Genomic DNA, 19454 nt, shown 5'->3' on the forward strand with positions numbered 1-19454 from the left:
CCGCGGGGCGCACCATCATGTCAACGCTTTCCACCGAACGACTGCAGTCCGCCGCACGCAAGGAAGCGTCGTGGGTGGTGGGCGCGTTGCGCCAGTTCATCGCCAATCGCTGCCCGTCGCTCGCGGCGAGCATCGCGTTCTATTCGGCGTTTTCGCTCGCGCCGACGCTCGTGATGGTGATTGCCGTGGCGGGCTGGTTCTACGGCGTCGATGCCGCGCGCGGCGAACTCTTCCGCCAGGTCCACAACGTGCTCGGCGACGACGCGGCCGCGGGCATCACCACCATCGTGCAGAACGCGCATCGGGCGGGCGGCAAGGGCGGCGTCGCGGCGATCATCTCGCTCGCCCTGCTCGTGATCGGCGCGTCCGCAACCTTCTCCTCGCTCAATTCCGCGCTGAACATCGTCTGGCCGCCGGACGGGCAGCGTCCCTCCAGCGTGATGGCGCTCGTGCGCGTGCGGCTCATTTCGTTCAGCCTCGTGCTGGGCGTCGCGTTCCTGCTGATCGTCTCGCTCGTGCTCGACACGGCTATTACGTTCGTCGGTCAGTGGCTCTGGGGCAATTCCCCTTATGTGGTCATCGGCAACCTGATGCAGCTTGCCGTGGGCCTCGTAGTGCTGGCCGTCGCCTTCGGCGCCCTGCTGCGCTTCCTGCCAGACGCCGACGTGCGCTGGCGCGACGCGATGGTGGGCGGCGTCGTCGCGGCGGTGCTGTTCTCGGCGGGCAAGAAGCTGTTCGCGCTCTATCTCGCGCACGCGGGCATGGCAACGGCCTTCGGCGCCGCCGGCTCGCTCGCGGTGCTGCTCATGTGGCTCTATTTTTCAGCGGCCGTGCTCCTGCTGGGCGCGGAATTCTCGGCCGCGCGCGGGCGTATGCACGATCCGCGCGGCGCTTGGGGTTTCCTCGAGGAAACGCCGCCCGGCAGCCGCGCCAAGCTGGCCTCGGTGCTCGCCGCCTCTACCATCGTCGCGCGGCACGACACGAAGCGTGGGGACCGCCCCGCTGCGTCGGCGCCGCAGGCCGTGCCGATCGGAAACGGTGGCGCAGCCGCCCCGGCAATGCCTGCGGCGCTGGCGGCAGCTGTTTCGGCAGACAAATCGACACTATCGGAAACCCCGCTCGGCGCGATTCGGCGCGCGAGCGCGCATGGTGGCCCATTCGGGAGGCTGAAATCGGGATTGCATATCCGCCGTTCGGTCGTGCGCATGGAAGACAGCGCCACCTACGCGGCCGCGCTCACGCTGGTTCACGCGGGCCGCACGGTCGCCGCCGCCGACCGCTATGTGAAGCGCCATCCGTGGGGTTCGGTGCTGTTCGTCGCGAGCGCGGCGCTCGCCATGACAACCGCCGGCAGGCGCCGCCACCCCCATGCCGCCGCGCCGATTAAGGCTGCTACCAAAGGTCGCAACAAGGCGCAAAAATAACGGCTGTTTACGGAACTTTTATCAAAACCAACAATAATGCTCGATCAACAATCCAATATTTCTTGAAACGGCATAATGGACGGAGTCCCCGCCTGACAAGGGATTCTGGCCGGTGTCAGGTTTTCGCGACAATCTTTATTTTTTCATTTCAGGTCGCCTGGCCTGCTGCGTTATTCTCCAACGCGCAACAACTACACAATTTCTGCGTGGAGAAAACAGAATGAAACGAGTCGCTCTCTCGACCCTCTCGCTGGCCCTCTTGGCCGCAGCAGGCACCGCGCACGCTCAAAGCAGCGTGACCCTCTATGGGGTGATCGACGAATCGATCCAGTGGGCCCACAACACGATGGACGCCAACAACAAGAATGCAAACCTGGTCGGCCTCGCCGGTGGCAACCTGTCGGGCAACCGCTGGGGCCTGAAGGGTACGGAAGATCTGGGCGGCGGCCTGAAGGCGATTTTCCAATTGGAAAACGGCTTTGACATCAACAACGGCAAGCTCGGTCAGGGTGGCCTGATGTTCGGCCGTCAAGCCTATGTCGGCCTGACGCACGACCAGTTCGGCACGATCACTCTCGGCCGCCAGTACGACCCGCTGGTCGACATGGTTCAGCCGCTGACCGCGGACAACTATTTCGGCAGCACGTTCACAACGCCGGGCGACGTCGACAACAACGATAACAGCTCGCGTACGAACAGCGGCATCAAGTACGTCTCGCCGGTTCTCCAAGGCTTCCAGTTCGAAGGCATGTACGCTCTGGGCGGCGTGGCTGGCGCAACGGGCTCGGGTCAGAGCTGGGGCGCAGCGGCTACGTACGGCATCGGTTCGTTCAACGTCGCTGCTGGCTACTTCCGCATGGACAACGCGTCGTCGCTCGCTGCGCGTACGACGACGTCCAACGGCGTGAGCACGGTGGGCTGGGCTTCGGGCGCAACCTCGGGCGCCATGTTCGACAGCCAGATCAACGAAGCCTACGCGTCGGCCAAGTCGGTTGGCACCGCTGCGATCGCTGCGCAATACGTCGCTGGCCCGTTCACGTTCGGCGCACGTTACAGCAACGTTCAAATCCGTCCTGACGGCTACTCGACGTTCTCTTCGACCCAGCGTTACAACGTCGCCGCTGGCTTCTTCGGCTACCAGCTGAACCCGGCCCTGCTGCTCGGCCTCGGCTACACTTGGACGCACGGTGCTGGCGACTCGTCGAACACGTACAACCAGGTTTCGATCGGCGCGGACTACAATCTGTCGAAGCGCACCGACCTGTACGGCGTCGCCGCATGGCAGCACGCCAACGGCCAGCAACCGGGCGAACCGGCAGGCACGGCAGCCGGCGCATCGATCGGTTCGTACGGCTTCAACTCGGCTTCGAGCTCGCAGACCCTGGTCAGCCTGGGCATCCGCCACAAGTTCTAAGCAACGCTTTACTCCGGGCTTCGGCCCGGCGCCGGAACTGGCTGACGAGCCAATCCGGCGAAGCGAGCGAGACCGCGCAGCTAAAACCTACACGCTGCACAAACCAGCCTCGGGCGCAAGCCCTGGCTGGTTTTTTTATGGCCGCCGGGTTTTAGAAGCGATCCTCCAGGGTGTTCTCACGCAACGCCACAACTTGCGCCGTTTACACGCCTTTTACACGAGCGAAAGGCTCAGCGCAGCCGCGCCAGCGCGGCTGCGGCGTGCCACACGAACGCGTCGCTGAGCGCCGTCGCCGCGCGCTGTGCGCCGCGCACGACATGGAGCGCGCTCGACAGCGTGGGCGTGAAGCGTTTCACGCTCACCCGTGCGCTCGCGTGCTGGGCGGTCAGCGCGTCGACGAGCGCGATGCCCATCCCCGCTTCCACTATCGCCACGACCGATTGCGCGAGCGCCGCTTCGACGCCGGGCTCGCGCACCACCCCGCATTCGGCAAAGAGCCGGTCGATGGAGAGGCGCGCCTCGCTCGCCGCGGCAAACGAAATGAAGCGTTCGCCCGCGCAGTCTTGCGCATGAATCACGCGTTTGCGCGCAAGCCGGTGTCCGCGCGGCACGATGCAGCGCAGCGGCCATTCACCCAGATACTCGAGACGCGCGCCAGGATGCGCGACGGCTTGCGCGACGAAACCGAGATCGCAGCGTTGCGCCGCCACGCGCTCGGCAATCCCGGCGGCTTCGCCAGTCAGCAGTTCGAAATCGACGCCTTCGTGCTCGCTTGCAAACGCGGCGGCCACGCGCGGCAGGAAGTCGGCGCAAAGATCCGCTGAAGCGGCAACGCGCACGACCCCGCGCCGTTGTGCGCGAATCTGCGCGGCCGCCTGAGCCACGCGCTCGAAGCCGAAGAACGCGCGCTCGACTTCATCTTGCAGCGTATGGGCCTCGACGGTCGGCAGCAAACGCCCCTGGCGCCGCTCGAAAAGCGCGAACCCCATCCTGGCTTCGAAGTCGGCAAGCAAACGGCTCACCGCAGGCTGAGAAATGCCGAGCGCCTGTGCCGCGCGCGTGACGGTACCCCAGTGCATCAGCGCGCGAAACGCTTCCACCTGCCGCAAACTGAGGTCGGTTGCCTGCATAACACTATGCTATGGAAATTTAAATTAGCGGGTCTACGACATCGTTTTCGTACGACATGAATGACACTGATGCCTCTAACACAGGGACATCATACCGGATACCTGACCATAACATCAGAGCATAGATATGCATGTTCTGTGCGCATTGCACGCACCAAATGAAAAATCCCCGTGAGCTCGACGCCAACGGGGATTTTTTGGTACTGACAGGTAACCGCTACCCGAAGGTCGCGGCTTCAAGCGCAATCAGCGCAATCAGGCTGCTGCTGCGTCCTTCAGCTTCTTCAGGGCGCGCGCCTTGATGCGGACCGATGCGGGCTTCGCCGGGAACCAGCGCTCTTCACCCGTGAACGGATCCTTGCCGAAGCGCTTCTTCTTCGCCGGCACGGCCTGGACGACGATCTTCAGAAGGCCCGACAGCGTGAATTCGCCAGCGCCCTTCTTGTGGACCGAACCGAGGATCGTGTCTTCCAGCGCGGCGAGCACGGCCTTGGCAGCCTTCGGCTCGACGCCTGCACGTTCAGCGACGTGGGTAGCCAGCGAGGCCTTCGTGAAGGTGTCCTTGATCGGCGTCGGTACGCCGGACGCCTTCACGGCGACCTTCTTAGCTGCGGCCGTCTTGGTGGCGGGCGCTTTCTTTGCGGCAACCTTCTTGGCCGGGGCAGCTGCCTTTTTTGCGGCCACTTTCTTTGCGGAAGTCGGCATGTTTCTCCTACCAGTGTTGGTCAGTGAATCGAAGAAGCACTGCGGAATGCACGTGCTTCAACGGCGGATTCTACATACGCGCAAGCGTTTTGCGTGAAGCTTTTGCATTGTCGTTACGATTTTGTTGCGCAGCGCTGACTCTCGAACACATTTTGACGCCTGTTTACAGGGGTAAACGTGCACCTGGCGCAGCCGGATCACCGACGGACGATACGCTTCGGTGGGGCGCAGCGCACGGCGCGTTCGACAGGAAAGCGCCACACGTATGGCGTTTTTTCGCGATTTCGGCTGCCATGCCGGTGTCGCCGCGACGGCAAAATGCAGTCAAAGCGTGCGCAGCAGCGTGGCGAGCGATGTCAGCGCGGCGTCGATACGCTCGGCGTCGACCCCACCGTAACCGAAAAGAAAACCGCTCTGCACAGGCGCTTCGAGATGAAACGGCGCGAGCGGATGCAGGCCGATCGACGCGCGGCGCGCGGCCTGCGCCACCGCGGCAGCGTCGAGCACGTACACGAGCCGCGCCGCTTTCGGCAGCCGCGCGACGACGAGCCCGTCGTGATCCACCGGCACCGGCACGACCTTCGCGCCCAATGCGGCAAAGATGTTGCGCGCGAGCAGATCGAGCGCCTGCTGCGCGCCCTGCGTGACGATCACGTCCTGCCAGATGCCCTGCACCGCGCGGTTGAAAGCGAGATAGCGCGACACCGCAAGGCGCAGCTTCTCCTCGCCCGCCGGATCGCGATACATGCCGAAACCGCGCGCCTGCACGCGCAGCGCGTCGTTGATGCAGCGCCGCCAGACGTCGAAGGGAAAGCGCGACTTGTCGGTGACACCGCCCGCGAAATCGCAGGCGAGCCGCGTATCGAGGCGCGGCAACGAACCGTGCAGCGCCTCGGCTTGCGCCTGCGCGCCACGCGCGGCACCTTCCCGGTACGCGCAGAAGTGATCGCCGCGGTGGCCGCGCGTATCTGCGGATTCGGATGACCGTGCTCGCGCGCGGGCAGGCGTTCGAGCGTCTGCGCCACGAAAGTGCCCGAGCCGCGCCGCGATTTCAGATAGCCTTCGGCGAGCAGCCGTTCGAATACGTCGAGCGTGGTCTTGCGCGAAACGCCGAGTAGAGCGCGCGAGCAAAAGCTCGATTGAAAAGCCCCTCGCGGAACTGGTGCGCCTGCGCGCTTCGCAGATCAACGGCTGCGCCTATTGCGTGGACATGCACACCGCTGATGCGCGTAAAGGCGGCGAAACCGATCGCCGGCTCGCTACGGTATCGGTGTGGCGCGAAACCCCGTTCTTCACCGAGCGCGAGCGCGCGGCGCTCGAATGGACCGAATCAGTCACGCTGCTCGCGCAAACGCACGTACCCGACGAAGTGTGGGAACGCGTGAAGCCGCATTTCAGCGACCAGGAGATCACCGACCTCACGCTGCTGATCATCGCGATCAACGGCTGGAACCGCATCGCGGTGACGTTCCGCAAGATGCCGGCTTGAGTCCGAAGCAGCAAGCGCGCTGCTGCAGCTGCCGCAAATTAAGCGGCGACTGAACGCGGCGCGGGTGTCGATCACCGAGTGCTTTCCGATTGCGGCTCGCGCGCCGCTGGCAGTTTTTGCGCGGTTTTTGGCATGGTTGTGGAGCGGCGCGAGATTACAGTGATTCCCGAATCATCGGCACACGGCGTCGGCCTTTTCGACAGCCAAACCTTGACCGGGAACACCACATGGCACTGCAGATCGGATTTTTCGTCTTCCCCAACGTTCAACAGCTCGACCTGACCGGCCCATACGACGTGCTCGCCTCGATGCCGGACACCCGCGCGCGGCTCATCTGGAAGACGCTCGACCCGGTGCGCTCGAGCACCGGCCTCATGCTCACGCCCGACACGACCTTCGAGGACTGCCCGCCGCTCGACGTGATCTGCGTGCCGGGCGGCAGCGGCGTCTCCCAGCTGATTCCAGACGACGAGACGCTCGCGTTCCTGCGCCGCCAGGCGAGCACGGCGCGCTACGTCACTTCGGTTTGCACGGGTGCGCTCGTGCTCGGCGCGGCCGGGCTGCTGCGCGGACGCCGCGCGACCACGCACTGGGCCTTCCACGAACTGCTGGAGCCGCTCGGCGCGCTGCCCGTGAAAGCGCGCGTGGTGCGCGACGGGAACGTGCTGACCGGCGGCGGCATCACCGCGGGTATCGATTTCGCATTGACGCTCGCCGCCGAACTGATCGGCGACGAGGACGCCCAGGCGCTCCAGCTCGAACTCGAGTACGCGCCCGCGCCGCCGTTCGATGCGGGCGACCCCGCCAGCGCACCGCGTGCAATCGTGGAAAGGTTGCGCGCGCAGACAGCCGCATCGCTCGCCGCACGCGCACGCGTAGTCGCGGCGGCGGCCGCGAAGCTCGGTGCTTGAGCGCCCGTTGAGGCCGCCGGGGTAACTACTGCGATTACCGGCAAGCCAGGGTCAGCGCTTGCTACCGTCTTTGATGGGGATCGATTACATTGAGCAACGGGCGCGCCGCAGTCGTTTGCGCCCGTCCTCCCAGACCTGGGTAAGTCGTTCAAATCAACCATTAAGGGAATCAATGCGCTCCACCACCAGCAAGCTGACTCTCGCCGCGGCGACCGCCGCATTCCTGATCGGCGTTGCCGCGCCGGCATTTGCGCAAACGGAAGCCAGCGCACCCGCCGCCACGGCCTCGCAACCGCTCACCAAGGAACAAAAGGCGCAGGCCAAAGCTCAAGCCAAAGCGCAGCGCAAGGCCGAACGCAAGCAGGCCCGCGCGAAGAACAATGCCGAGTTGAAGAAGCTGGAAGACGCAGGCTACAAGCCGGCGCTGAACGACCCGAACTATCCGCAGAACCTGCAGGACGCACAGAAGAAAGCTAACGCTGCTGCTGGCGCCAGCCAGTAATTCGCGTCAGCGGCCGTTTTAACCGGCTGTTTTGCCGGTTAAAACGCCTTCACCATCAGCTTGCCCGCATCACCCTCAGCATGCTGCAACGCTGCGCTTCCCCCGCCTTCGCGCTCGCGCGCTCCCGCTGTACACACTAAACGCTTCATCAGTCGAATGGCAGTACCATCCGCGATGCGAATGCGCTGACTCGTTCGCAAGCCGCCACACCGCCGCTTTTCGATGCTGCATGCGCTCTGCCAGAAGCGACACGCGAGCCATGCCGCGTGCATGCCCAACAGGGAGTCATCGCCATGAACGCACCCCAGCCAGCCGCCAATGCGAGCGCCGCGCCGCAGAAAAAAGGCATACCTGCGGGCCTGATCGCGGGCGTGGTCGCCCTCGTCGTCGTGCTTCTGCTGCCCCTGCCCGATAGCCTCCCGCCCGCCGGCCAGCGCATGCTCGCCATCCTCGCGTTCGCCGTGGTCGTGTGGCTCACCGAAGCCGTATCGTACGAAGCGAGCGCCATCATCATCACGTCGCTCATGGCGTTTCTCGTGGGCACCGCGCCCACCATCGAAAACCCCGCTGTCGATTACGGCACCAACAAAGCCATCAGCATGGCGCTCGCGGGCTTCTCCAATTCCGCGCTCGCGCTCGTGGCCGGCGCACTCTTCATCTCCGCGGCGATGACCGTCACCGGGCTCGACCGGCGCATTGCGCTCGTCACGCTCTCGCTGATCGGCACCACCACGCGGCGCATCCTGATCGGCGCGGTCGCCGTGACCATCGTGCTCTCGCTCGTCGTACCGAGCGCCACTGCGCGCAGCGCGTGCGTCGTGCCGATCATGGTGGGCGTGATCTCGGCGTTCGGCGTCGACAAGCGCTCGAACATCGCGGCGGGCATCATGATCGTGGTCGCGCAAGCCACGAGCATCTGGAACGTCGGCATCCAGACCGCCGCCGCGCAGAATCTGCTGACCGTGGGCTTCATGGACAAGATGCTCGGCGCGCGCGTCACGTGGCTCGACTGGCTCATTGCGGGCGCGCCCTGGGCGATCGTGATGTCGGCGGCGCTGCTCTTCATCGTGCTGAAGATGCTGCCGCCCGAAGCCGATGCCATCGCGGGCGGCAAGGAAGCCGTCGAAGCCTCGCTGCGCGAACTCGGCCCCATGACGGGCCCGCAGAAACGCCTGCTCGGGGTGTCCATCGGCCTGCTGCTCTTCTGGGCGACCGAAGGCAAGCTGCACCCGTTCGACACCACTTCGGTCACTTACGTGGGGCTCGTGCTGCTGCTGTTGCCGCGCTTTGGCGTGATGGACTGGAAGACCGTGCAGAGCCGCATTCCGTGGGGCACGGTGATCGTGTTCGGCGTGGGCATCAGCCTCGGCACGGCGCTGCTCACGACGAAAGCGGGCCAATGGCTCGGCGACCTCGTCGCGCATCACACGGGGCTCGACACCGCCACGCCGTTCATGGCCTTCGCGATTCTCTCGGCCTTCCTCATCCTCATCCACCTCGGTTTTGCGAGCGCAACGGCGCTCACCTCCGCGATGCTGCCGATTCTCGTGTCGGTGCTGCAGTCCATGCAGGGCGACTTCAACCGGCTCGGTCTCACCATGCTGCTCGGCTACGTGGTGAGCTTCGGCTTCATCCTGCCGATCAACGCGCCGCAAAACATGGTGTGCCTCGCCACCGAAACGTTCACGGCGAAGCAGTTTGCGCGCGTGGGCATCGTGCTGACCGTCGTCGGCTATGTGTTGTTGCTGCTGTTCGCCGCGACGTGGTGGCGCTGGCTGGGCTGGATCTGAACACTGCACCCGAACGCTGCACGGTTAGCAAGGAGCCGCTCATGGAAGTCAGGATCGACGACGCACGCCGCTTCGCCACGGCCGTGCTCACGAACGTCTCGGTGCCCGAAGACATCGCCGCCGACGTGGCCGACCATCTGATCGAATCCGACCGCGTGGGCTACGCGAGCCACGGCCTGTCGATCCTGCCTAACTACAAGCGCGTGCTGGCCGCGGGCTTCGTCACCGCAGACGGCCGCGCCGAGCGCGTCGTCGACCGCGGCAGCCTGATCGGCTATGACGGCCACAGCGGCTTCGGACAGCACATTGGCAAGGTCGTGATGGAAGACGCGATCGCTCGCGCGCGCGAACATGGGCAGTGCATCGTAACGCTGCGTCATAGCCATCACCTGGGGCGCATGGGCCACTACGGCGAAATGGTCGCGGCGCAGGGCTACGTGCTGCTCGCCTTCACCAACGTGGTCAATCGCGCGCCGACCGTCGCGCCGTTCGGCGGACGCGAGCCCCGGCTCACGACCAACCCGCTGTGCTTCGCGGGTCCGCTGCCGGGCGGGCGGCCGCCCTTCGTCGTGGATATCGCCACGAGCGCCATCGCCGTGAACAAGGCGCGCGTGCTCGCCGAAAACGGCCTGCCGGCGCCTGACGGCTCGGTGATCGACGCGAACGGCCAGCCGAGCACCGACCCCAACGTGTTGTTCGCCGACCCGCCAGGCGCGCTGCTGCCGTTCGGTCTGCACAAGGGCTATGCGCTGGGTCTCGTGGCGGAACTGCTCGCGGGCGTGCTCTCGGGCGGCGGCACGATCCATCCGGACAACCCGCGCAATGGCGTCGCGACCAACAATCTGTTCGCGCTGGTGCTCGATCCGCAGGTGGACTTCAACACGACGTGGCGCTCGCAGGAGGTCGAATCGTTCCTCGACTATCTGCTCAGCTGCCCGCCGCAGGATCCGTCGCAGCCGGTGCAGTACCCCGGCCAGTACGAAGCGGAAAATCGTGCGCGGCACATGCAGACGATCACGCTGCCCGACTCCGTGAGAAAGCCGTTCGCCGACATCGCCACCGAACTGGGCATTGCGCCGCTTACGGCGATTTGAGGCGATCCAACGCGACGCTGTAAACAAAAAACCGCGCGAACCCTGCGGGACTCGCGCGGCCGTTTCATGCGTTGAGCTTACCTCACACGGCAACCGCGCCCACGTAGTTTTCGGCCATCGCCGTCGCGGCGGCGCGGGACGTGGTGACATGTTCCAGTTCGGCAACCTGCAGGCGCTGCTCGAACGGCGTGGCGTCGTCAAGGCGGTGCATCATGCGCGTCATCCAGTACGAGAAGTGTTCGGCGCGCCAGATGCGGCGCAGCGCCGTTTCGCTATAGCCATCGAGCAGATCGGTGCGGCCTTCCTGGTAGAACGCCACGAGCGCCGCGGTCAGCACGCGCACGTCCGCCACCGCGAGATTGAGGCCCTTCGCGCCGGTCGGCGGCACGATGTGCGCCGCATCGCCCGCGAGAAAGAGGCGGCCGTGCTGCATCGTGGTCGTGACGAAGCTGCGCATGCCCGCGATGTTCTTCTGGAAGATCTTGCCTTCCACCACCTGGTGGCCTTCGCGCGAATCGACGCGCGCGTGCAGCTCGGCCCAGATGCGGTCGTCGGACCAGTTGTCGACGTTGTCCGTCGGATCGCACTGGAAGTACATGCGCTGCACGTTCGGCGAGCGCGTGCTGACGAGCGCGAAGCCGCGATCGTGCCGCGCGTAGATCAGCTCGTCGGAAGTGGGCGGCGCCTCGACGAGAATACCGAACCAGCCGAACGGGAACACGCGCTCGTAGTCCTGGCGCAGCGCCGCCGGAATCGAGGCGCGCGACACGCCGTGGAAACCGTCACAGCCGATCACGTAGTCGCAGTGCAGCTCGTGCTCTTCGCCTTCGTGCGTGAAGCGGATCGACGGCGTGCTGGTTTCGACGCCGTGAATCGACGTGTTCGAGACATTGAAGAAGAGCTTGCCGTCCGCGGCCACGCGCGCCGCCACGAGGTCCTTGAGCACTTCGTGCTGCGCGTAGACGGTGATGGCTTTGCCCGTGAGGCCGGTGAGATCGATGCGGCGGCGCTTGCCTTCGAACGCCAGTTCGAAGCCGTGATGCACTGCGCCTTCGGCCTTCATGCGCTCGCCGACGCCCGCTTCGGTGAGCACGTCCATCGTGCCTTGCTCGAGCACGCCGGCGCGTATGGTCGATTCGATCTGCTCGCGGCCACGCAGCTCGATCACGACCGAGTCGATGCCACGCAAATGCAGAAGATGGGAAAGAAGCAGGCCCGCGGGCCCGGCGCCAATGATGCCAACCTGGGTGCGCATGAGATGTCTCCTGATGCGGCGTTGCTTGAATTGATTTTTGGCAAGTTTCGCCGCAGCAAGCGTTATCGCGCAACGCGATATGGAGAATATGGACTATCTCTATTTTGAATAGTGTTGCAGTCGCCAGCCGTCTCGCATCGCCATTGTGCGGAACGGAAATTGCTCATTGCCGCGCTTCGCCTGTGCCCAGGTTTGCGCACTGGCGCGCTCGTCGCCCCTCAAAAACATAAAGCCATGTCTTTCCCGTTCCGCTCCCGCACGCCCACATCCGCCACGACATCCCGCCCCGTCCCGTTTGCCGCCACGCTCGCCGCTGCGCTGTGCCTCGCCTGGCCGCTCGCGCAAACCGCCCATGCCGCCGACGCACAAGCCGACGTCGCAGCCTCCGCTAGCGCACCCGCCAACGCGCAGGAATTACAAACGCCCGCGCGATCGGCAAGGCCGGTTCGCTCGCCGGCGCAGCATGACGCCGCAAAAGAGAGCCGGCCCGCCACGCCCGCCGACCTCTATGGCCGCCTCTATCACGACGTGCAGCTCGCGCAGATCTTCCCCGACGGCAAGACGTTTGCCGACATACTGCCCAACGAGCGCCCGAGCCAGATCACGGCCGCCTACGAGCGCTGGCGCCAGCAACACGCGGGGCTGCACGACAGCGCCGCGCGCAAGGCCGCGCTCACGCAGTTCGTGAACCGGTACTTCACGGCCCCCGCGCAAACCGAAGATCACTACGTTTCCGATCCGAACCAGAATGTCGTCGGCCACATCGACACGCTCTGGAACGTGCTGAGCCGCCGCCCCGACGCAAAGCCGAATCCGTTTTCGTCGCTGCTGCCGCTGCCCTATGCGTACGTCGTGCCGGGAGGGCGCTTCAACGAAATCTACTACTGGGATTCGTACTTCATCATGCTCGGCCTGGAAGCGAGCGGCCGCCACGAACTCGCGCTCGACGAGCTGAGCAACTTCGCCGCGCTGATCGACCGTTACGGCCACATCGCGAACGGCAATCGCACGTACTACCTGAGCCGCTCGCAGCCGCCGTTTTTCGCGCAGATGGTGAGCCTCGTTGCGGAAAAAGACGGCGACGCCGTGTACCTCCACTACCTGCCGCAACTGCGCAAGGAATACGACTACTGGATGGCCGGCGCGCAGACGCTCAAGCCCGGTCACGCCGCGCGCCACCTCGTGCGCCTGCCCGACGGCACGCTGCTCAACCGCTACTGGGACGCGCGCAACCGCCCGCGCGACGAGTCGTACCGCGAGGACATCCTGACCGCGCGCGCCACGCCGCAACGCGACGCCTCTGACCTCTGGCGCAACCTGCGCGCGGGCGCGGAAACGGGCTGGGACTACAGCTCGCGCTGGCTCACCGACGGCCAAACGCTCTCGACTATCGATGTGACCTCGCTCGCGCCGGTCGACCTCAATTCGCTGATGGTGATCCTCGAACGCACGCTCGCGAAGGCCTATGGCCTCAAGGGCGACGCGCGCGAGGCCGAACTGATGACGAAGCGCGCGCAACAACGCGCCGACGCCATCGACCGCGTGCTCTGGGACCCGCAACTGCATGCCTACAGCGACTACGACTTCGCGCACCGCACGCTCACGCACCGGCTCACGGCGGCGACCGTCTATCCGCTCTATGCGGGCGTGGCGACGAAGGCCCAGGCGCTGGAAGTGGCCGCCGCGGTGCGCGCCGGGCTGCTGCGCCCCGGCGGCCTCGCCACCACCCAGGTCGCGACCGGCCAGCAATGGGACGAGCCGAACGGCTGGGCGCCGCTGCAATATCTCGCAGTCATGGGGCTGCGCCGCTACGGCGCACAGGACCTCGCGCAGGAAATCGCCACGCGCTGGATCGCGACGAATCTCGCCTACTACGCGCGCACACACAAGCTCGTCGAGAAGTACGACGTGAGCGCGTCGGCCACGAAGGCCTCGTCGGCAGGCGGCGGCGAATATCCGCTGCAGGACGGCTTTGGATGGACCAACGGCGTCCTGCGCGTGCTGCTGCAGATGTATCCGCAGACGGGCGCCGCGCAAGGCGCACCGGCGGCGTCCGGCGCGGCCGCGGCCAGCACGCACTGAGGCGCCGCCGCGCGCCCGCCGCGCCGCACGCCGGCGGCGCGCGGCGTACACTTTTTGCGCCACCGCAGCGTAATCGTCGTATAGCAACCAGGAGCCCCCCATGCGCAACGAAACGGCCTTTTTGTTCGACCTCGACGGTACGCTCGTCGACAGCGTGTATCAGCATGTGCTCGCATGGAAGGAAGCGCTCGACGCGGACGGCATCGAGCTCTCGGTGTGGCGCATTCACCGGCGCATCGGCATGAGCGGCGGTCTCTTCATGAACCAGTTGCTGCGCGAGACCCACGAGGCCCACGAGTCGATCGCCCCCGAGCGCATCGCGCGCTTGCAAAAACTACACGCCGACGCCTACCGCCGCCACGCCGACCAGGTGCGCCCGCTGCCCGGCGCCCGCGCGCTGCTCGACACCCTCAGCGCGGCGCAAGTGCCCTGGGCGATCGCCACGAGCGGGCGGCTCGCCACGGCGTCCGTGAACCTGCAGGCGCTCGGCGTGGACCCGTCCGTCACGACGGTGGTCACGCGCGACGAAGTGCGCCACGCCAAGCCCGACCCCGATCTTTTCGTCGCCGCGGCGCTGCGGCTGAACGTGCCGATCGAGCGCTGCCTCGTGGTGGGCGACAGCGTCTGGGACATGCTCGCGGCCCAACGCTGCCGCGCGCTCGGCATCGGCCTGCAGTCGGGCGGCTACGGCACCGAGGAGCTGCAACGCGCGGGCGCGCTACGCGTGTACGAAGATCCCGCCGACCTGCTCGACCACCTCGACGAAGTCTGCGCTCGCGATTGAGCCGCTGATCGAGCCGCCGCTCGGACTGATTGCGCGCGCCGCCGCACGCGGCGCGAAAATTGCGCAGCTCTCGGCTGTGCAGTGCAGCACCGCGGCTGCGCCGCCCCGCCTCTGGCGCACGTCATGTACTGCATGTCGCGCGCCATCGGCGTATGCTGACATAGGTCAATTCGACAACTCACCGGCCGGCTCCCGCCGCCTGCTGCGATGAACGACTCCGCCCCTGCCCCCGGAACTCCCAGCGCGCCGCGCGTGACGGTGGTCGTCCTCACGCGCAATCATGTACGTCAAACCATCGATACCGTCGCGCGCCTCACCGCCCTTCCCGAACACCCGGACGTCATCGTGGCCGACAACGGCTCCACCGATTCCACCGTCTCCCTGCTGGCGTCGCTCTTTCCGCAAGTGCGCATCGTCCAGTCGCTGGGCGATCACGGCATGGCCGGTTTTAATCGCGCCGTGCTGCTCGCGCGCACCGACTATGTCGCGTGCTGCGACGACAGCACCTGGTTCGCGCCCGGCGCGCTCGCGCGTGCGGCGCACCTGCTCGACGCCCACACGCAGGTGGCCGTGCTCAACGCGCGCGTGGTGAGCGGCGACGAGCGCGAAATTCACCCCGCCTGCCTGATGCTCGCCGCCACGTCGCCGGGTACGGAAGGCGAAGCCGGGCCTGCGCTCGCGAACTTCATGGCCGGCGCGTGCATTTTCCGCGCGGCCGTGTTCCACGCGCTCGGCGGCTACGAGGAGCGGCTGTCACACGGCGGCGCCGAAGAGCTTGCCGCGCTCGACATGCTGTCGGCCGGCCACCAGATCGTTTATTGCGAGCAGGCGCTCGCGCATCGCGAGCCGCTTTACCGCTGGTTCACGCGCGCGCAGCAATGCTCGCTCGCGCGCAACACCGCCTGGGTGGCGTGGATGCGATTGCCCGCGCGCGATGCGATCGCGGCGACCGGCCGTGCGCTCGCGGTGTTCGCGCGCCAGCGCTCGCTCGGGCCCGCGGGCGTGGCGCTGCTGCGCGGCGCGTTCTGGACGTTGCGCGCACGCCGCGTGGTGCCGCCGCACGTCGTGCTGCTCACCCGCCAGGTACGCCGCGCGGAACGCCACGTGCGCGCGGGCATTCCGGCAATGGCCGAAAAGTACGACCGCTCAGGGCAGCGCGCGTGGTAAGCTGCGACGCCCGCTGCGTGCGGGCCGTCCATTCAGGAGGCCGGAGCCTGTCAATCTTGTGAACAGGCCCTATGACAGACCCGAGGACCATGACGACGCCCGACCCCGGCATCGCCCAGCAAAACACCGTCGCCGAAAGCCACCACGAACGCCGCTTCGAGGCGCTCGTGGAGCCGATCGAGGACTACGCGATCTTCCTGCTCGATACGCGCGGCTACATCGTGAGCTGGAATCGCGGCGCGGCCCGCATCAAGGGCTATGAAGCGCACGAGATCATCGGCCAGCATTTCTCGCGTTTTTACACCGACGAAGCCAACGCGCGCCGCTGGCCCGATCACGAGCTGGAGCAGGCCGCGCTGCACGGACGCTTCAACGACGAAGGCTGGCGCGTGCGCAAGGACGGCTCGATGTTCTGGGCCAACGTCGTCATCACCGCGCTGCACGAGAGCGACGGCTCGCTCTCCGGCTTTGCCAAGGTCACGCGCGACCTCACCGCCGAACGCCGCCAGGTCGAAGCGCTGCGTCTTTCCGAAGAGCGCTTTCGCCTGCTCGTGGAAAGCGTGAGCGACTACGCGATGTTCATGCTCGATCCGCAGGGCAACGTGGTGAGCTGGAACACCGGCGCGACCAACCTGAAGGGCTACCGTCCGGCCGAGATCGTCGGCCAGCATTTTTCCGTGTTCTATCCGCCCGACGAGGTCGCCGCCGGTCAGCCCGAACGCGAGCTGCGCCGCGCGAAGGAGTTGGGCCGGGTCGTGAGCGAGGGCTGGCGCGTGCGCAAGGACGGCTCGATGTTCTGGGCCAGTGTCACGCTCACCGCGGTGCATGACGGCCAAGGCCGCCTCACGGGGTTCGCGAAGGTCACGCGCGACATGACCGAAAGCCGCCGCACCGACGAACTCGAGCATTCGAGCGAACAGATGAAGCAGTTCCTCGCCTTGCTCGCGCACGAACTGCGCAACCCGCTCGCGCCGGTGCGCAACGCCGTGGCCACGATGCGCCTCATGGATGCGCCGAGCCCCGAGATCGAGCGAGCGAGCGAAATGATCGACCGTCAGATCGTGCACCTCACCCGGCTCGTGGACGACCTGCTCGACGTCGGGCGCATCACGTCGGGCAAGATCGAGTTGCGCGAGGCGCCGCTCGACCTGCACGAAGTGGTCGCGCACGCCATCGACGCGGCGCAGCCCTTCACCTCGGCACGCGGTCAGCACGTGGACGTGCAGATGCCCGACGAGCCGCTCACCATGAAGGGCGACCACACGCGGCTCGTGCAGGTGCTGCAGAACCTGCTGCACAACGCCTCGAAGTTCTCGCCCGACGGCAGCCGCATCGTCGTGGACGTGCGTTCCGCCGCGCGCGCCGTGCAGATCCAGGTGCGCGACGAAGGCCGCGGCCTGCGGCCCGGCACATACGAGTCGATCTTCGGCCTCTTCAGCCAGGACCGCTCGGCGCCGGGGCCCACGGAAAACGGGCTCGGCATCGGCCTCATGCTGTGCCGCTCGCTCGTCGAGCTGCATGGCGGCACCATCTCCGCCAGGAGCGACGGGCCCGGCAAAGGCAGCACGTTCACGATCCGCCTGCCGTTCGCGCGCGAGGCCACGCATGCCGTGCAGCCGCCGCCGCTCACGCCGGACACGGCCGAGCTTGCCGCGCTGGCCGAAGCCGGCGTGCCGCCGCTGCGCGTGCTCGTGGTCGACGACAACCGCGATTCGGCCGACAGCCTCGCCATGCTGCTCGAACTCAAAGGGCACGACGTGCGCGTGGCCTACAGCGCCGCCCACGCGCGCGAGGAAGTGGACGGCTTCACGCCGGACGCCGCGCTCATCGACATCGCCATGCCCGAGATCGACGGCTACGCGACGCTGCGTGCCCTGCGCGCGCTGCCGCCACTCGAGCACACGCTGTTCGCCGCGATGACCGGCTTCGGCCAGGCTGCCGACATCGAGCTCACGCACGAAGCGGGCTTCGAGATGCATCTCGTGAAGCCCGTGGACGTCACGCTGTTCGACGAGGTGCTCGCGCTTGCGGCGGCAAGGCAAAGGCGTCGCAGCGCGTGACGTCGACTTGTCGCGCCCTTGAGTTACGGTGCCTTAAGGTGAGATAGGTGCGAACGGCCGGTATTCGACCTCGGGGCCGCGCACGACAATGGCCGTCGATTCCGGCACTTCGGCCCATACATCGGGCGCATCGCCAAGTGGCTCGGAAACGAGCAGATACGCGTCGTCGCCGGCTGCGATGATGCGCGGGTCGTCGGGATACAGTTCGCGCAGATGCCGGAACGCCGTGGTGTGATAAAGCGAGCGGGAATTGCGCTCGCTCGAATAGCGCACAGCGACGATCTGCTCGCCGTCGCATGCGCAAACCGTCATGTTGAGCGCCGGCTCGACGCCATGCTTTTGCGCGGTTGCCTCCACAAAACCCGCCATGCGTTCCAGCGCAAGAACGGGCTCGACTTCGAGGCCGAACGTCATCGCGAGATAGAACATCGTTTCCGAATCCGTCGACCCCTCGAGCGCATTGAAGCGCCCCGGATCGATCGCGACCAGCAGGTCGCGCCGCATCAGCGGATAGCTGCGGATCAGACCGTTGTGCGCAAAGATCCAGCGCCGGTGCCGAAACGGATGGCAGTTCGTTTCCTGCACCGGCGTATGCGTGGCCGCGCGAATGTGCGCGACGAACATGGGCGCACGCACCGCGCGCGCCAGTTCGCGCAGGTTGCGGTCGTTCCAGGCGGGATGCACGCTGCGGTAACGATAGGGAATGTCGTGCGGGTCCTGATACCAACCCATGCCGAAGCCATCGCCATTCGTGGTGGTCGCGCCTTTGGTGGAATGCAGGCTTTGATCGATCAGCGAATGCCGTGCGTGAAACAGCACGGTTTCGAGTTGCACGGGGTTCCCGCTATAAGCGAGCCAGCGGCACATGATGGTCTCCTTCGCGTGAGGACGTTTGTGTACGCCGGCCTGCTCACGAGCTACAGGCGCCACTACTTCGCGGCGCGCAGGTCGGCGATCGGCGTGAGAAAGCCGGTCAGGCCAGTCAGTATGATCTGCACCCCGATGCACAGGAGCAGAAACGACGACACGCGCATGGCCACGCGCGTGCCTTCCACACCCAGGTACTGCGAAAGCCGCGCGGCGCGGCTGTACACGTAATAGATCACGAGCATGACGAGCGCGGAGATCACGAGCGACGCGAAGCTCGAGAGCAGCCACGCCGAAAGCTTGTGCGTGCGGTTGGCATTCAGCGCAATGGCTGTGGCGATGGAGCCCGGGCCGGTGGTGAGCGGAATGGTCAGCGGAAAAAAAGCTTTTCCGGAAGCCGAACTCGCGCTCATGGGCTTGACCGGATGATCGACCGCGGGCGGCTCCGGCTCGGGCGCGTTGAGCATTTGCCAGCCGGCCACGGCTACGGCGAGGCCGCCGCCGATACGCAGCGCTTCCATTGAAATGCCGAAGAAATGCAGGATGGGCGTGCCGACGAAAAAAGCCCCGACGAGCACGAAGAACGCGTTGATCGCCACGCGTTTGGCGAGCAGGCGTCGCTCTTCGTCAGTAAGCGTTGTGGTGCGATCGAGAAAAACAAAAGCACCGCTCAAGGGATTGATGATGCTGATGAGTCCGGTGAAACCGAACAGGATGTCTGAAATCAGGCTCTCGATCATGGAGTCGATCCGTTGAGGGCATGCGCAAAAAGCGCGCCGG

At 66.0% G+C, this 19454-nt stretch carries 15 protein-coding genes and 2 pseudogenes; 11 read left to right on the forward strand and 6 right to left on the reverse strand.

All coding sequences use genetic code 11. From position 1 onward, the window contains the following. Positions 1–17 precede the first annotated feature (17 nt). Complete coding sequence (locus AB3X98_RS25860; protein WP_368602880.1) at positions 18–1424, forward strand: YihY/virulence factor BrkB family protein; 1407 nt, start codon at positions 18–20, stop codon at positions 1422–1424. 220 nt (positions 1425–1644) lie between these two features. Further along, positions 1645–2838, forward strand: coding sequence for a porin (locus AB3X98_RS25865; RefSeq protein ID WP_368602879.1), 1194 nt, complete (start codon positions 1645–1647; stop codon positions 2836–2838). Positions 2839–3068: 230 nt separating this feature from the next. On the opposite strand, the gene AB3X98_RS25870 is transcribed toward AB3X98_RS25865, so the two are convergent. From AB3X98_RS25870 to AB3X98_RS25880, 3 genes and pseudogenes are all read right to left on the reverse strand, one after another. Continuing rightward, entirely contained in the window at positions 3069–3968 is a 900-nt protein-coding gene (locus tag AB3X98_RS25870) for a LysR substrate-binding domain-containing protein (protein WP_368602878.1), read from the reverse strand. A gap of 255 nt (positions 3969–4223) precedes the next feature. Beyond that, positions 4224–4673, reverse strand: coding sequence for an HU family DNA-binding protein (locus AB3X98_RS25875; RefSeq protein ID WP_069266248.1), 450 nt, complete (start codon positions 4671–4673; stop codon positions 4224–4226). A 504-nt stretch (positions 4674–5177) separates the two neighbouring features. Beyond that, a pseudogene (locus AB3X98_RS25880) lies at positions 5178–5788 on the reverse strand (PLP-dependent aminotransferase family protein); the annotation flags it as partial. A gap of 11 nt (positions 5789–5799) precedes the next feature. Here AB3X98_RS25880 and AB3X98_RS25885 point away from each other — a divergent pair. The 5 genes and pseudogenes from AB3X98_RS25885 to AB3X98_RS25905 all read left to right on the forward strand — a co-directional run. Further along, positions 5800–6162: pseudogene (locus tag AB3X98_RS25885) on the forward strand (carboxymuconolactone decarboxylase family protein); the annotation flags it as partial. Positions 6163–6389: 227 nt separating this feature from the next. Then, positions 6390–7073, forward strand: a complete 684-nt coding sequence (locus AB3X98_RS25890) for a DJ-1/PfpI family protein (RefSeq protein WP_368602877.1) — start codon at positions 6390–6392, stop codon at positions 7071–7073. A 172-nt stretch (positions 7074–7245) separates the two neighbouring features. Next, positions 7246–7575 (forward strand): hypothetical protein, encoded by a 330-nt coding sequence (locus AB3X98_RS25895; protein ID WP_069266244.1) that lies wholly within the window; start codon positions 7246–7248, stop codon positions 7573–7575. Positions 7576–7868: 293 nt separating this feature from the next. Next, complete coding sequence (locus tag AB3X98_RS25900) at positions 7869–9365, forward strand: DASS family sodium-coupled anion symporter (RefSeq protein WP_368602876.1); 1497 nt, start codon at positions 7869–7871, stop codon at positions 9363–9365. A 41-nt stretch (positions 9366–9406) separates the two neighbouring features. After that, entirely contained in the window at positions 9407–10459 is a 1053-nt protein-coding gene (locus AB3X98_RS25905) for an Ldh family oxidoreductase (RefSeq protein WP_368602875.1), read from the forward strand. An 82-nt stretch (positions 10460–10541) separates the two neighbouring features. Here AB3X98_RS25905 and pobA read toward each other — a convergent pair whose 3' ends face one another. Further along, positions 10542–11714, reverse strand: coding sequence for a 4-hydroxybenzoate 3-monooxygenase (pobA, locus tag AB3X98_RS25910; RefSeq protein ID WP_368602874.1), 1173 nt, complete (start codon positions 11712–11714; stop codon positions 10542–10544). Positions 11715–11948: 234 nt separating this feature from the next. Between pobA and treF the strand changes: the two genes are divergently transcribed. The 4 genes from treF to AB3X98_RS25930 all read left to right on the forward strand — a co-directional run bounded on the left by treF (position 11949) and on the right by AB3X98_RS25930 (position 17807). Continuing rightward, on the forward strand, positions 11949–13796 hold the full coding sequence (gene treF, locus AB3X98_RS25915; RefSeq protein WP_368602873.1) for an alpha,alpha-trehalase TreF: 1848 nt from the start codon (positions 11949–11951) through the stop codon (positions 13794–13796). A 100-nt stretch (positions 13797–13896) separates the two neighbouring features. Then, on the forward strand, positions 13897–14580 hold the full coding sequence (locus tag AB3X98_RS25920; RefSeq protein ID WP_069266238.1) for an HAD family hydrolase: 684 nt from the start codon (positions 13897–13899) through the stop codon (positions 14578–14580). Between the two features lie 207 nt (positions 14581–14787). Beyond that, positions 14788–15747, forward strand: coding sequence for a glycosyltransferase (locus tag AB3X98_RS25925; RefSeq protein WP_069266237.1), 960 nt, complete (start codon positions 14788–14790; stop codon positions 15745–15747). Positions 15748–15836: 89 nt separating this feature from the next. Continuing rightward, on the forward strand, positions 15837–17807 hold the full coding sequence (locus tag AB3X98_RS25930) for a PAS domain S-box protein (RefSeq protein WP_368602872.1): 1971 nt from the start codon (positions 15837–15839) through the stop codon (positions 17805–17807). Between the two features lie 33 nt (positions 17808–17840). On the opposite strand, the gene AB3X98_RS25935 is transcribed toward AB3X98_RS25930, so the two are convergent. Then, the gene (locus AB3X98_RS25935) at positions 17841–18674 is read right to left on the reverse strand and encodes a class II glutamine amidotransferase (protein ID WP_069266236.1); all 834 of its coding nucleotides are present in this window, start codon (positions 18672–18674) and stop codon (positions 17841–17843) included. A 62-nt stretch (positions 18675–18736) separates the two neighbouring features. Next, complete coding sequence (locus AB3X98_RS25940) at positions 18737–19414, reverse strand: MarC family protein (protein WP_133185612.1); 678 nt, start codon at positions 19412–19414, stop codon at positions 18737–18739. Positions 19415–19454: the final 40 nt, after the last annotated feature.

This window comes from Paraburkholderia sp. BR14312 (assembly GCF_040948675.1).
Taxonomy (GTDB): domain Bacteria; phylum Pseudomonadota; class Gammaproteobacteria; order Burkholderiales; family Burkholderiaceae; genus Paraburkholderia; species Paraburkholderia nodosa_A.